11 protein-coding genes are annotated in these 13257 nt (G+C 71.0%); 7 read left to right on the top strand and 4 right to left on the bottom strand.

Annotated elements, in window-relative coordinates; genetic code table 11:
• Positions 1–628: helix-turn-helix domain-containing protein (locus VHA72_RS11000; protein WP_325575131.1), on the bottom strand; the 628-nt coding region annotated here is incomplete at its 3' end.
• A 301-nt stretch (positions 629–929) separates the two neighbouring features.
• Here VHA72_RS11000 and VHA72_RS10995 point away from each other — a divergent pair.
• Positions 930–1937, top strand: a complete 1008-nt coding sequence (locus VHA72_RS10995; protein WP_325575129.1) for a type IV toxin-antitoxin system AbiEi family antitoxin domain-containing protein — start codon at positions 930–932, stop codon at positions 1935–1937.
• 116 nt (positions 1938–2053) lie between these two features.
• Here the strand turns inward: VHA72_RS10995 and VHA72_RS10990 are convergent, their stop codons facing one another.
• A complete protein-coding gene (locus tag VHA72_RS10990; RefSeq protein ID WP_325575127.1) occupies positions 2054–2506 on the bottom strand; it encodes an SRPBCC family protein in 453 nt (150 codons plus the stop codon).
• Between the two features lie 13 nt (positions 2507–2519).
• Positions 2520–3968: a CCA tRNA nucleotidyltransferase gene (locus tag VHA72_RS10985; protein WP_414689793.1), complete on the bottom strand. Its 1449-nt coding sequence runs from the start codon at positions 3966–3968 to the stop codon at positions 2520–2522.
• A 50-nt stretch (positions 3969–4018) separates the two neighbouring features.
• Here VHA72_RS10985 and VHA72_RS10980 point away from each other — a divergent pair, with 50 nt between their 5' ends.
• From VHA72_RS10980 to trxA, 5 genes are all read left to right on the top strand, one after another.
• A complete protein-coding gene (locus VHA72_RS10980; RefSeq protein WP_325575125.1) occupies positions 4019–6178 on the top strand; it encodes a DUF6049 family protein in 2160 nt (719 codons plus the stop codon).
• Complete coding sequence (murJ, locus tag VHA72_RS10975; RefSeq protein ID WP_325575123.1) at positions 6175–7794, top strand: murein biosynthesis integral membrane protein MurJ; 1620 nt, start codon at positions 6175–6177, stop codon at positions 7792–7794. The genes VHA72_RS10980 and murJ overlap by 4 nt, the downstream gene beginning before the upstream one ends.
• A 21-nt stretch (positions 7795–7815) precedes the next feature.
• The gene (locus VHA72_RS10970) at positions 7816–9648 is read left to right on the top strand and encodes a protein kinase family protein (RefSeq protein WP_325575121.1); all 1833 of its coding nucleotides are present in this window, start codon (positions 7816–7818) and stop codon (positions 9646–9648) included.
• Between the two features lie 74 nt (positions 9649–9722).
• Entirely contained in the window at positions 9723–10757 is a 1035-nt protein-coding gene (trxB, locus tag VHA72_RS10965; RefSeq protein ID WP_325575119.1) for a thioredoxin-disulfide reductase, read from the top strand.
• 68 nt (positions 10758–10825) lie between these two features.
• Positions 10826–11155 carry a thioredoxin gene (gene trxA, locus VHA72_RS10960; protein WP_325575117.1) on the top strand — a complete coding sequence of 110 codons (330 nt, stop codon included), beginning with the start codon at positions 10826–10828 and terminating at the stop codon, positions 11153–11155.
• 120 nt (positions 11156–11275) lie between these two features.
• Here the strand turns inward: trxA and VHA72_RS10955 are convergent, their stop codons facing one another.
• Positions 11276–11929 (bottom strand): GNAT family N-acetyltransferase, encoded by a 654-nt coding sequence (locus VHA72_RS10955; RefSeq protein ID WP_325575115.1) that lies wholly within the window; start codon positions 11927–11929, stop codon positions 11276–11278.
• 77 nt (positions 11930–12006) lie between these two features.
• Between VHA72_RS10955 and VHA72_RS10950 the strand changes: the two genes are divergently transcribed.
• The coding region (locus VHA72_RS10950) for an aminotransferase-like domain-containing protein (RefSeq protein ID WP_325575113.1) at positions 12007–13257 on the top strand (1251 nt) is incomplete at its 3' end.

Genomic DNA, 13257 nt, shown 5'->3' with positions numbered 1-13257 from the left:
ACTTGTTGCGGCCGACGTCGGCAGCGATCCGGGTCAGCGTGTGCTTGTTGACCAGCCCATCGGCGATCGCAAGCCGCTCATCAAGGGACAGGTACCGGTCGCTGATGACGGCCTGAGCTGAGGGTGTCATGGGCTTGATGTAGCGGGTTCCGGTGTCGTAGTCGACGACCACGCCGTCGGGATGGAAGCGTTTGTTGCCGTTCTTGCGGATCCCGCGTGCCCAGTCCTGCCCGGTGCGTGGATGCACGCCCACCTCGCGTGCAGCACCTCGTGCCGACCATCCCTGGCCGACGAGCTCCAGGAACCGGGCCTTCGCATCCGGCTTCCCGACCGCCGCAGGCGCGGCCGGCACCAGGCCCGCATTCACAAGGATCCGACGGGCGGCGTTGTGACTCAGCCCGCTCACGCGCGCGGCGCGGTTGATGCTGCCGGTCCGGTCGTACTCGGCGACCACCATCCGACGGTGCTCGTCGGTGATCCTGGTCTTTGGGCCTCGCCCACGGCCGGCGTCCTTGAGCAGCTCGTAGGCACGACCCTTGGAGATTCCCACAGCTTCCGCGGCCGCTGGAACCGGGACTCCGCCATCGACCAGCCTCAGCAGCCGGACCGACTCCTCTGAAAACGACACGGTCGTCGCAACTCCTCAAACTCGAGGTGTTGCGACGACCGTGTGAACCCGCCCGTGGGAGGCGGGGCGTTGGCTTGTTGCTGGTGGCCGCTCCCGCGCTTGTAACACGCTGTTCGGCGCACTAGAAGGTCGTTGCGTCGACCGTCTACTGACGTGGACAGCGTGTTACAAGCGGCTCGGCGCCCCGCCAGCCCATCCCCATCAGCCCGAAATGATCCACAGCCGCAGCCCCCGCCGGCTTTCTCCACAGGTCACACCGAGGGCACTGGCCGGAGGCCCGAAGCGCGCCCAGTGTCAAAGCATGCACGCCAAGATCCTCGGCATCATGGCCACCCAGCACGGCCTCGTCACCCGGCAGCAGGCGATCGGGGCCGGCCTGTTGGCCCGTGACATCGACCGGCTCGTCCGCGGCGGTGTCTGGGCACTGGTACGACGCGGCGTCTACGCCGACGCGGAACTCGTCGCGGCCGCAACGACTGTCGCAGCTCGGCAGCAACTGCGAGACCGGGCCGCTTGCCTCCGGATCACCGTTCCGTTTGTGCGCAGCCACGAGACCGCCGCCCTGGAGCTCGGCCTCGGCCTCCTGCTTCCGCCGGGACGCACGACGCACGTGACCCGCCCATGCGTGGGCAGCCATCTGCGATGGGGCGTGAAGCACCACCTGGCACCGTACCGCGACGACGACGTGGTCGAGGTCAACGGCTTCCGGGTGCTCGGACCAGCACGAACCGCCGTCGACATCGCCCGCGAGCACGGATCGCCGTACGGCGAGGTCGCGATCGACCGCGTCCGCTGGAACGGGACCTCGCTCGCCGAGCTCGAGGACGTCCTCGACAGGATGCGGTCCTGGCCCTGTCGCCGTCGAGCGATCGCGTGTCTGGAGCAGTCGGACGCCGGTGCGGAGACCGTGCCCGAGACGCTGATGAGGCTGCTGCTGGAGGAGATCGGACTCGGCCCCATCCAGACGCAGTTCGGCATGCGCGACGACCGCAGGGAGGCGTGGGCGGATGCCCGGGTCGGCCGCCATCTCTTCGAGTTCGACGGACACGTGAAGTACCAGCGACCCGACGGTTCCCGCCGTCTGCTCACGCCGGAGGACATCCTGTTCGAGGAGAAGAACCGTGAGGACTGGTTCCGTGGTCATCGGCTGGGCATGTCGCGTCTGATCTGGACCGACGTCTGGGGTCCCGGCCGCGAGGCGGCGAAGACACGGATCCGCCGGGAGTACGACGCCACCACAGCGCTGTGGGGTACATCGATCGAGGACCTGGCGCCGTACATCATTCGCGAGCGCCGTCGCGCCGCCTGACCCCGCCGCCTGCGCGACGGCATGTAACATGCTGTCCACCACACTGGACGGTCGACGCAACGACCGTCCAGTGGCGCGAACAGCGTGTTACAGCGCCGGCACGACCCGCCCGAAGCTCAGCCCTCGAGCTCGGCCTTGATCCGCTCCAGCGTCTGCCGGATCCCCGAGGCCAGGTCGCTGCGGAACTTCTCCTGGCCGCCCAGCGCCACCCCGACCAAGACGTTGGAGATCGGCGCGATCCCGTCCGGGGTCTCGCGACGTTCGGTCAGCTCCGTGCCGCCGTCGTCGGTCGGCCTGAGCGAGAACGCCCACACGGTGCGGTTCTCGCTGATCCGGAACGCGAACTCCGAGTGCGGCTCGAAGCGCACCACCTTCGCCGAGGTGGGCCAGTGCTTCCAGCCGTCGTGATTGATGTTGAAGAACCGGGTGCCCAGCCGCACCGGGCCGCCGACGACGAAGGAGCGCCACACCTGCGGGCTCCACTCCGACATCCGCTTGACGTCGGTGACGAGGGCCCACACCTGGGCGGGCGGGGCGGCGATGGTGACGGTTGCTGACAGGTCGCTCATGAGCGGAAACCTACTAGCGAGTAGCCCACCACGCGAGCAGCCGCCGCGACGCCTCCTCCTCGGAGAGCACACCCTCGTCGATCCGCAGGTCCAACAGATACTTGTACGCCGCACCGACCTCCGGCCCAGGCTCGAGCCCGAGCAGCGCCATGATCTGCTCGCCGTTGAGAGCCGGCCGCATCGCCGCCAGCTCCTCCTCCTCCGACAAGCGCGCGATCCGCTCCTCGAGCGCGTCGTAGGTGCGCGCCAACCGCTCGGCCTTGCGGCGGTTGCGGGTGGTGCAGTCGGCCCGAGTGAGGATGTGCAGCCGCTGCAGCTGGTCGCCGGCGTCGCGGACGTAGCGGCGTACCGCCGCATCGGTCCACTCCCCGGTGCCGTAGCCGTGGAAGCGCAGGTGCAGCTCGACCAGTTTCGCGACCGCGTCGATCTCGTCGTTGGAGAACCGCAGCGCCTTCATCCGCTTGCGGGTCAGCTTCGCGCCGACCACGTCGTGGTGGTGGAAGGTCACCGACCCGTCGTCGAGGAAGCGCCGCGTACGCGGCTTGCCGACGTCGTGCATCAGCGCGGCGAAGCGGGAGATGAAGTCGGGCTCGCCCAGGCCGAGCCGCGGCTCGAGATCCATCGACTGCTCGAGCACGGTGAGGGTGTGCTCGTAGACGTCCTTGTGCCGGTGGTGCTCGTCGGCCTCCAGCCGCAGCGCCGGCAGCTCGGGCAGCACCAGATCGGCGAGACCGGTCTCGACGAGCAGGGTCAGCCCGAGACGGGGGTACGGCGCGCAGATCAGCTTGACCAGCTCGTCGCGCACCCGTTCCGCGGAGATGATGGCGATGCGCTCGGCCATCGCGGTCATGGCCGCGACCACGGCCGGGTCGACGGTGAAGCCGAGCTGCGCGGCGAACCGCGCCACCCGCATCATCCGCAGCGGATCGTCGGAGAAGGAGTCCTCCGGCCGACCCGGCGTGCGCAGCACGCGGTGGGCCAGGTCGACCACGCCGCCGTACGGGTCCTCGACCTGGCGTCCGGGCAGCCGCACCGCCATCGCGTTCACGGTGAAGTCACGCCGCCCGAGGTCGCCGTCCAGGGAGGTGCCGAAGTCCACCGCCGGCTTGCGCGAGGAGGGGTCGTAGGCCTCCGAGCGGTACGTCGTGACCTCCACGACCCACGGCCCCTTGCGCGCCCCGATGGTGCCGAACTCCCGGCCCATGTCCCAGGTCGCCTTCGCCCACCGCTTGAGCAGCCGCTCGGTCTCGTCGGGGTGTGCGGACGTGGTGAAGTCCAGGTCGGTGTGCGCGCGACCCAGCATCGCGTCACGCACCGGGCCACCCACCAGGGCCAGCTCGTGGCCAGCGTCGGAGAACAGAGAGCCGAGCGGGTCGATCACCTCGCCGATCCGGTCGAGCTCCGCTGTCACCGAGCGCTGGACGTCGGCGATGGACAGCGGCGGGAGGGCGGCGTCGGACACGGGGGAACAGTCTAGGAGTCCCGGCTACACCGGCCGATATCCTCGACGCCATGCCCCGCCGCCGTACGACGTCCGCCAGGGCGTCGGCGACGACGCTGCTCTCGCTGCTGGCCGTGCTGGTGGGCACCATCGTGACCGGGCTCCCCGGCGGCACGGCCCACGCGGCCGAGGCACCCAGCACCAAGACCGCGCCGCTGGCCGTCACCATCGACACGCTCACGCCGTCGTCGCTGAAGGCCGACCCGACCAAGGGCACCGTCACCGTGTCCGGCGTGATCACCAACGACGACACGGTGCCCTGGCAGGACATCAACGTCTACGCGACCATCGACAGCGACCCGCTGACCACCGAGACCGAGCTGGCCGAGGCCAACCTGAGCGCCGCCGACCAGTCGTGGGGCGACCGGATCCTCACGTACGGCGACTTCATGACCATCCCGGAGATCGCACCGGGCCAGAGCCAGGACTACACCCTGACCATCCCGCGCGCCGACCTGCACGACAGCAGCCACAGCACGGCCGTCGCCGAGCAGGGCATCTACCGGTTCGGGGTACAGGCGCTCGGCAACACCGACAACCAGGACCGCGACACCACCGCCGACGGCCGCGCCCGGACGTTCCTGCCCCTGGTCGACAACGGCGCCGGGGAGCAGCCGGAGTCGGCCGCACTGGTGGTGCCGATCCGGCAACGGGTGCTGCGGCACAGCGACGGCACCCTCGTCGACCCGGACAGGTGGGCGGCGTCGGTCGCGCCGGGCGGCCGACTGGACGAGCTGCTCGACTTCGGCGAGGACCACCCGGTGAGCTGGCTGGTCGACCCGGCCGTCATCGACGCCGTCGAGCAGCTCGCCGCCGGCGATCCGCCGCGCAGCATCGCGCCCACCGACGGCACCAGCCCCGGCCAGACCGACAAGCCCTCCGGCAGCCCCAGCGTCGCGCACCGCACCGCCGTGGCCGGCACCGAGGCCGACACCGACGATCAGGGCGCGATCGGCGCCGCACAGGCATGGCTGGACCGGCTGAAGACGACGCTGTCGAGCAGCGAGGTCTTCACACTCCCGTACGGCGACCTCGACCTCGCGGCGGCCGCCGTCCACGACCCGGCCCTGTACGCCGTCGCCCGGCAGCGCAGCGCGGCAGTGATGTCGGCCCTCGGAGTCGACAACGCCACCCCGGCCGACGCCCCGATCGACGGGTACCTGCCCGCCAGCGGCTTCGCGCTCGGCTCCGACGAGCCGGTCTTCCTCTCCGACCAGGCGATCAGCGGCGACGCGCCGGCGGTCGGCCTGTTCGGGGAGCACCGGATCTACACGACCTCCTCGGCGGTCGCCACGGGTGGGCCGCCGCCCGGTGACAGGCTCGCGCTGGTCGCAGTCCGCCAGGAGCTGTTGGCTCAGGCGGCGCTGCGGCGGAGCACCGGCCAGCCGGTGGTCGCCGTACTGCCGGCGGAGTGGACGCCGGGCTCGGACGCGGCCGGCTTCTTCGACGGCCTCGGACGGCGCTGGCTGCAGTTGACAGGGGTCGGCGCCGCCACCGAGGTGTCGCCGCCGCAGGAGCTGACCGCCGGTCGCCTGCACTACCCGGCCGCCGAGCGCGACCAGGAGCTGCCGGCCTCGGCCTTCTCCGCCGTCGACGACCTGCGTCAGGCCGGCACCACCCTGCAGGCGGTGCTCAGCCACAACGACCAGGTCGCCACCGCGGTGCTCGACGACGCGCTGACCAGCGCGTCGTACACCGCGCGTGGCGGGGCCGGTGGCGCCGCCGCGGTCCGCTCCCGGGAGGCGATCGACGCGCTGCTGCGCCAGATCACCGTCGAGGCGCCCAAGTCGGTGACGATGTCGAGCACGACCGGACGCTTCGCCGCCACCGTGGTCAACGGCCTCGACCAGGACGTGACGGTCAAGCTGCGGCCGGTCACCGACAGTGGCATCACCCTCAGTACGCCGAAGAAGCTCGACGTACCCGCCAACGGCCGGGCCGGCGTGCTGCTCAGCGCCTCCGCGCACACCAACGGCGTGCACACCGTCACCCTCCAGCTCACCGACGCCACCGGCCGGGACCTGGGCACCGATACCTCGCTGCCGATCCGGACAGCCCAAGTCAGCATGATCATCTGGGTCTTCATCGCCGCCGGGCTGGCGCTGCTCTTCGCCGCCATCGTGATCCGGCTGGTGCGCCGGCTGCGCCGCGGCACCCGGGAGGCCGCGTGAGCGGCGCCCACCGTCGCGGCCGCAGCGTGCTCCCGGCGGGGGCGGTGATGGCGACCGGCACGCTGATCTCGCGGCTGAGCGGCTTCGTCCGGGCGGCCCTGCTGGCGGCGGCGATCGGCTCGGCGGCTCACGCGGACGTGTTCAACGTCGCCAACACGATCCCGAACATGCTCTACATCCTGCTGGCCGGCGGGGTGTTCAACGCCGTCCTGGTGCCGCAGCTGGTGCGGGCGATTAGGCAGGACGCCGACGGTGGCGACGCCTACACCCAGCGTCTGATCACGCTCGCGGCGGTCTTCCTGGCCGCGGTGACGGTGGTGCTGGTCGCGGCGGCGCCGTGGTTGATCGACCTCTACTTCCGCCATCACAGCGCCGCCCAGACCGCCAGCGCGGTCGACTTCGCCCGCTACTGCCTACCACAGGTGTTCTTCTACGGCATGTTCGTGCTGGTCGGGCAGGTGCTCAACGCCCGCGGCAGCTTCGGCCCGATGATGTGGGCGCCGATCGCCAACAACGTCATCTCGGTGGCGGTGCTGGCGGCCTATCTGGTGCACTACGGCACCTCCGCGGGCGGCGGCTACTCCACCGGCGAGGAGCAGTTGCTGGGGCTCGGGTCGACGGCCGGGATCGTGGTGCAGTACCTGGTGCTGCTGCCGTACCTGCGGCGCGCCGGCTTCCGGTTCCGGCCGCGGTTCGACTTCCGAAACTCCGGCCTGGGTCACACCCTGCGGCTGGGCGTGTGGACGGTGCTGTTCGTGGTGATCAACCAGGCGGCGTACATCGTGATCACCCGGCTGGCCACCAGCGGCAGCGGCAAGCACGGCACCGGCTACACGATCTACTCCAACAGCTTCCTCATCACCCAGGTGCCGCACTCGATCATCACCGTCTCGTTGGCGACCGCGATCCTGCCGGGTCTCTCCGCGCGGGTGGTCTCTCTCGACCCGCGCGGCTTCACCGGCTCGGTGAGTCGCACGCTGCGCTCCTCGCTGGCCCTGATCGTGCCGTTCGCCGCGCTGCTGCCGGTGCTGGCCACCGACCTGGCGCACGTGCTCTTCGGCCTGGGGGCCTCCTCGTCGATCTACCCCGACTACCGGCTCACCATGATCGTCTTCGGGCCGGGCCTGGTGTTCTTCACGGTGCAGTACGTCCTGCTGCGCGGGTTCTACGCGATGGAGCTCAACAAGGCGGTCTTCTGGATGCAGTGCCTGGTCGCGGCGGTGAACATCGCGGCGGCCGTGCTGTTGGTACGGCGGGTGACCCCCGAGCACACCGCTCCCGCGCTCGCCGCGGCGTACGGACTGGCCTACCTGGTCGGCTGTGTCAACGCCTACTCCCGGCTCGACCGCCGCATCGGCCCGCTGCGCACGCCGGTGCTGGTGCGCTTCCTGGTGCGGCTGGTGCTGGTCACCGCCGTGGCCACCGCCGTCGCCTGGCTGACGTCGTACGGCATCGATCGGGTCTGGCCGAACCGCACCTGGCTGCAGGCGGCGATCAAGGACGTGGTCGTCGGGGGCGTCGACGTGGTGTTCCTCTTCCTCGGGGCGCGCGCGCTGCACATCACCGAGCTGACGTCGCTGGTCTCCAGTCTCACCGCTCGGCTGCGGCGCGCTTGAGGGCGCTCTAGTCTCGGAGCCATGAGCATGCACCGGCCGGGCGACGTCCTCGCGGGACGCTATCGGCTGGCCGACCTGCTCAGCGAGACCGGCCAGGGCCGGTTCTGGCTCGCCCACGACGACATCCTGGGCCGGGCGGTGGCGGTGCACGTTCTGGACGCCGACGACCCGCGGGCCCCGGCCCTGATGCGGGCGGCCAAGTCCTCGGCGTCGATCGTCGATGCGCGGCTGCTGCGGGTCCTGGACGCCGAGACCCGAGACGGCATCGCCTACGTCGTCAACGAGTGGGGTCGGGGCACCTCCCTCGACATCCTGCTCGCCCGCTCCGGACCACTCCCACCGCGGCACGCCGCCTGGATCGTCGCCGAGGTCGCCGCCACGCTGGCGCGCGCGCACGAGCTCGGCCACGCGCACGGTCGGCTCAACCCGGAGAACGTGCTGCTCGACGAGGCCGGCGCGGTGCGGGTGATCGGGTTCGCCGTCGAGGCGGCCCTCTACGGGCTGCCTCCCGGCACGCCGGCGGGCGACGTTATCGACCTGGCGGGCATCCTCGAGGCAGCGGTGACGGGCACCTGGTCCGGCTCCTCGGAGTCCGCCGTCCCGCGTACGCCGCAGGCCCACGGCCATCCGCTCCGCCCGCGGCAGGTGCGGGCCGGCGTACCGAAGGCGCTCGACGACCTGTGCGACCACATCCTCAACCCGGACTCGCGGGGCCGCCACCAGGGCCCGGCCATCGATGCGGGCTATGTGCGCGACGCGCTGTTGGCGTTCGTCGGGGACCCGGCCGACGTGGCCGGGAAGCGGCCGGATCAGATCGTCGGGTCGGGCGCCGTGCCGGGCGCGGCGACTGCCGCACACGCCGTGGTCCTGGCCGCGGACACGCCAGCCGACACGCCCGACACGCCCGACACGCCCGACACGCCCGACACGCCCGACACGCCCGACACGCCGCCGGACACGCCCGACACGCCGGTCCCAGCGGCGGAGGTGCCCACCGAGGCCGGCATCCCGGCGTTCGAGGACGACGACTCCTGGCACCGGCCCCGGCTGGATCCGATCCCGCCACCGCCACCGCTGGAGCCACCCGCGCCCAAGCCGCTGTTCGCGGACGAGCCGCGTCTGCCACGGGCCGACACGCCGAGCGCCACGCCGACGATCGACCCGGCGGACGAGCTGCTTCCGTGGACCGAGCCGACCTCGCTGCCCCCCACCCCGGAGGAGCCGCAGGCAAGGCCGGCCACCCGGAGCCGCTGGCTGCCGCTCGGCGTCGGCCTGCTCGTTCTGGTGCTGGTGGTGGCTGCGGTGCTGGTCATCCGTGAGTTCGTCGCCGGCGGGGGCGGCGACGGCGCGCCCCGCACCTCACCGTCGGCCTCCACGTCGACCCGCGCGGCCCGCCCGATCACCGGCCTGACGGCGACCGACTTCGACCCGCTGGGCCATCCGCCGAGCGAGAACCCGCAGGACGCCAAGTACGCCGTCGACGGCGACCCGTCGACCTCCTGGCGCACCGTCAACTACAAGGCGCAGCTCGGCCCGAAGCCACCGGCGCTGAAGAGTGGCGTCGGCCTGCTGATCGACCTGCGCCGTTCCTACGCGGTGGCCTCGGTCGACCTGACCCTGGCCGGCAGCCCGACCGCCGTCTCGATCTACGTCACCGCCGACGAGCCGACCGGTGTGGCGGGCCTGTCCCCGGCCGCGACCACCGACGTCACCGGCACCAGCGCGACCGTGCGGATCTCACCCGCCGCGGCCGGTCGGTACGTCGTCGTCTGGCTCACCGCGCTGCCCCAGGTCAAGGGCGGCTTCCGGGGCACCGTGGCCGAGGTCGGCGTGACCGGGTCGCCCAGGGGCTGACGCCGTACCGGCGCGGGAATCTTCGTCGCCTACGATCGGTTAGGCACGGCGTCAACGACCCAGGGAGTGCCACCATGACCAGCTCGTCTCCGACCGAGCCCCGCAATGTGATCGTCATCGGCTCCGGCCCGGCGGGCTACACCGCCGCTGTCTACACCGCCCGCGCCTCGCTGGCGCCGCTGGTGTTCGAGGGCTCGGTGACCGCCGGCGGTGCGCTGATGAACACCACCGAGGTGGAGAACTTCCCGGGCTTCCGCGACGGCATCATGGGTCCCGAGCTGATGGACAACATGCGGGCCCAGGCCGAGCGGTTCGGCGCCGAGCTGGTCGCCGACGACGTGGTCGAGGTGGACCTCTCCGGTGACGTCAAGGTCGTCAAGACCGCCACCGAGACCCACTACGCGCGCGCCGTGATCCTGGCGATGGGCTCGGGCTACCGCAAGCTGGGCCTGCCCAAGGAGGACATTCTCTCCGGCAAGGGCGTGTCGTGGTGCGCGACCTGCGACGGGTTCTTCTTCCGCGAGCAGCACATCGCCGTGGTCGGTGGCGGCGACTCCGCGGTCGAGGAGGCGACGTTCCTGACCCGGTTCGGGTCCAAGGTGTCGCTGATCGTACGGCGCAACGAGCTGCGCGCGTCCAAGATCATGCAGGAACGCGCCTTCAACGACCCGAAGCTCGAGATCGAGTGGAACTCCGTCGTCGAGTCGATCAACGGCACCGACCGGCTCGAGTCGCTGACGCTGCGTGACACCGTCACCGGTGAGACCCGCGAGCTGCCCGCCACCGGCCTGTTCATCGCGATCGGCCACGACCCGCGCTCGGAGATCGTCGCCGGGCAGGTCGACCTCGACGACGAGGGCTATGTGCTCACCGCGCGGGCCGCCGGCGGCTCCACCGCCACCAACCTGCCCGGCGTGTTCGCGTGCGGCGACCTGGTCGACCACGTCTACCGTCAGGCGATCACCGCCGCCGGCTCCGGCTGCGCCGCCGCGCTCGACGCCGAGCGCTACCTGGCCGAGCTCGGTCACGACGTCTCGGCGGCCAAGCAGGCCGAGGCCGAGAGCGATGCCCAGATCCTCACCGAGCTGGCGGAGACCGCCGGCGCCTGAGGGAACATCCCGACCGCCTCTGCTGTTTGAACACATAGCCGCCACACACATCAACGAAGGGGAGCCGCATGGCTGACAACATCTCCGCTGTCACCGACGCCGAGTTCGACGCGAAGGTGCTCAAGTCCGACAAGCCGGTCCTGGTCGACTTCTGGGCCGAGTGGTGCGGTCCGTGCCGCCAGGTGGCCCCGATTCTCGACGAGATCGCCGGCGAACACGGCGAGAAGGTCACCTTCGTGAAGATGAACGTCGACGAGAACCCGGTGACGCCCTCGACGTACCGCGTCACGGGCATCCCGACCCTCAACGTCTACCAGGGCGGCGAGGTCGTGAAGTCGATCGTCGGCGCCAAGCCGAAGGCGGCGCTGCTCGCCGAGCTCGCCCCCTTCCTCGGCTGACGTCGAGTGGTCACTTTCGGCCCGTCGAGAGGTCACATTTCGCGCCTCGAATGGCCTGCGGTCCGCACTTCGGTGCGGGCCGCAGTGCATTTGGGCGGCCACTCGAGGCGCCGAAAGTGACTATTCGAGGGGCCGAAAGTGACCACTCGACCGGGGAGCCGGGGTGGGATGCGGGTGATGATGCGGGCGCACCGCACCCAGCAGCCGCTCGAGGGCGCCCTCGAGTTCGTCACGCCAGGTGATCGCACCGGTCAGCTCCATCCGCAGCCGCGGAGCGGTCGGGTGGGGTCGATGCGTCTTGAAGCCCACCCGGGCGAGGAACTCCGCCGGCGCCGCGCACCGGCTGCCGTGCAGCCCGCTGGCCGGCCCGACATCGCCGAAGGCCTCGACGGCGCCGATCCCGCCGCGCCGGATCAGGTCGCGGGCCATGCCCTGGACGAGCATCCGGCCCAGCCCACCGCCGGCGTACTGCGGGGTGATCCAGGCGGTGGTCAGCAGCACCGCGTCCGGTGACACCGGGGCGGTCGGGAAGCTCTCCGCCCCGGGCGCGAACGCCGCGGGGACGTAGATCAGGTAGCCCACCGGCCGGTCGTCGACGAGCGCGACGCGGCCGCACGAACCCCACTCACGCAGCACCTCGCTGAGCCAGGCCTCCTTGGCCTGCTCGGCGTCCTCGCACCGCAATCGCGCCCGCCGCACCGGATCCAGCTCCCAGAACAGGCAACTGCGGCACGGCGCGTCGAGCGCGGCCATGCGGTCCAGTGTCAAGGGCACGATCCTGCGGGACATCTCACTCCGGACTGGGCAGCCAAGGTGCGTGATGCTGTGACATCCTTCATGCTAGATCTCTCATGGACATTTCCCCTGCCTCGCGCACCACCCGCCTCGACCCGTACGTCGACCGCTACGCCGCGCGCACGGCGGGGATGACCGCCTCCGAGATCCGCGCCCTCTTCGCGGTGGCGTCCCGGCCCGAGGTGGTCTCGCTGGCCGGCGGTATGCCGAACATCAGCGGCCTCCCCCTCGACGTGGTCGGCGGCGCCATCGGCGAGCTGGTGCGCACGCAGGGGCCGGTCGCGATGCAGTACGGCTCGGGTCAGGGTACCCCCGAACTGCGCGAGCAGATCACCGACATCATGCGGCTGGAGGGCGTCGAGGCCCATGCCGACGACGTCGTGGTCACGGTCGGCTCCCAGCAGGCGGTCGACCTCGTCACCCGCGTCTTCTGCGACCCGGGCGACGTGGTGATCTGCGAGGCGCCGTCGTACGTCGGAGCGCTCGGCGTCTTCAAGTCCTACCAGTGCGAGGTCGTGCACGCCGAGATGGACGCCGACGGGCTGGTCCCCGAGGCGCTGCGGGCTGCGATCGCGTCGGTGCGGGCCGCCGGCAAGACGATCAAGTTCCTCTACACGATCCCGAACTTCCACAACCCCGCCGGCGTCACCCTCTCGGTAGCGCGACGACACGAGATCGTCGAGATCTGCGCCGCCGAGGGGATCCTGATCCTGGAGGACAACCCCTACGGCCTGCTCGGCTTCGACAGCGAGCCACTGCCGGCGATGCGGTCGCTGCAGAGCGACAACATCATCTACCTGGGCTCGTTCTCGAAGACGTTCGCGCCGGGCTTCCGGGTGGGCTGGGCGCTGGCGCCGCACGCGGTCCGCGAGAAGCTGGTGCTCGCGCAGGAGAGCGCCACGCTGTGCCCGCCGCAGTTCTCCCAGATGGCGATCTCGGCGTACCTCTCGGCGCATGACTGGCAGGGCCAGATCAAGCAGTTCCGCGAGATGTACCGCGAGCGTCGTGACGCCATGGTCGGCGCGCTGTCGGACATGATGCCGGCTTCCTGCCACTGGAACGTCCCCGACGGCGGCTTCTACGTCTGGATGACACTGCCGCCCGGCGTCAACGCGAAGGCGATGCTCCCCCGTGCGGTCACCGCTCGGGTCGCCTACGTTCCAGGAACCGCGTTCTTCGCCGACGGGTTCGGCTCCTCCTCGATGCGGCTGTCCTACTGCTATCCCACGCCGGAGCGGATCCGCGAGGGCGTACGGCGCCTGGCCGGCGTCGTCGAGGCCGAGATGGACCTGCGCGAGACGTTCGGC

Source organism: Nocardioides sp., from assembly GCF_035547795.1.
GTDB lineage: Bacteria > Actinomycetota > Actinomycetes > Propionibacteriales > Nocardioidaceae > Nocardioides.
The sequence above is the reverse complement of the archived record's forward strand: the minus strand, read 5'-3'. Positions and strand labels throughout refer to the sequence as shown.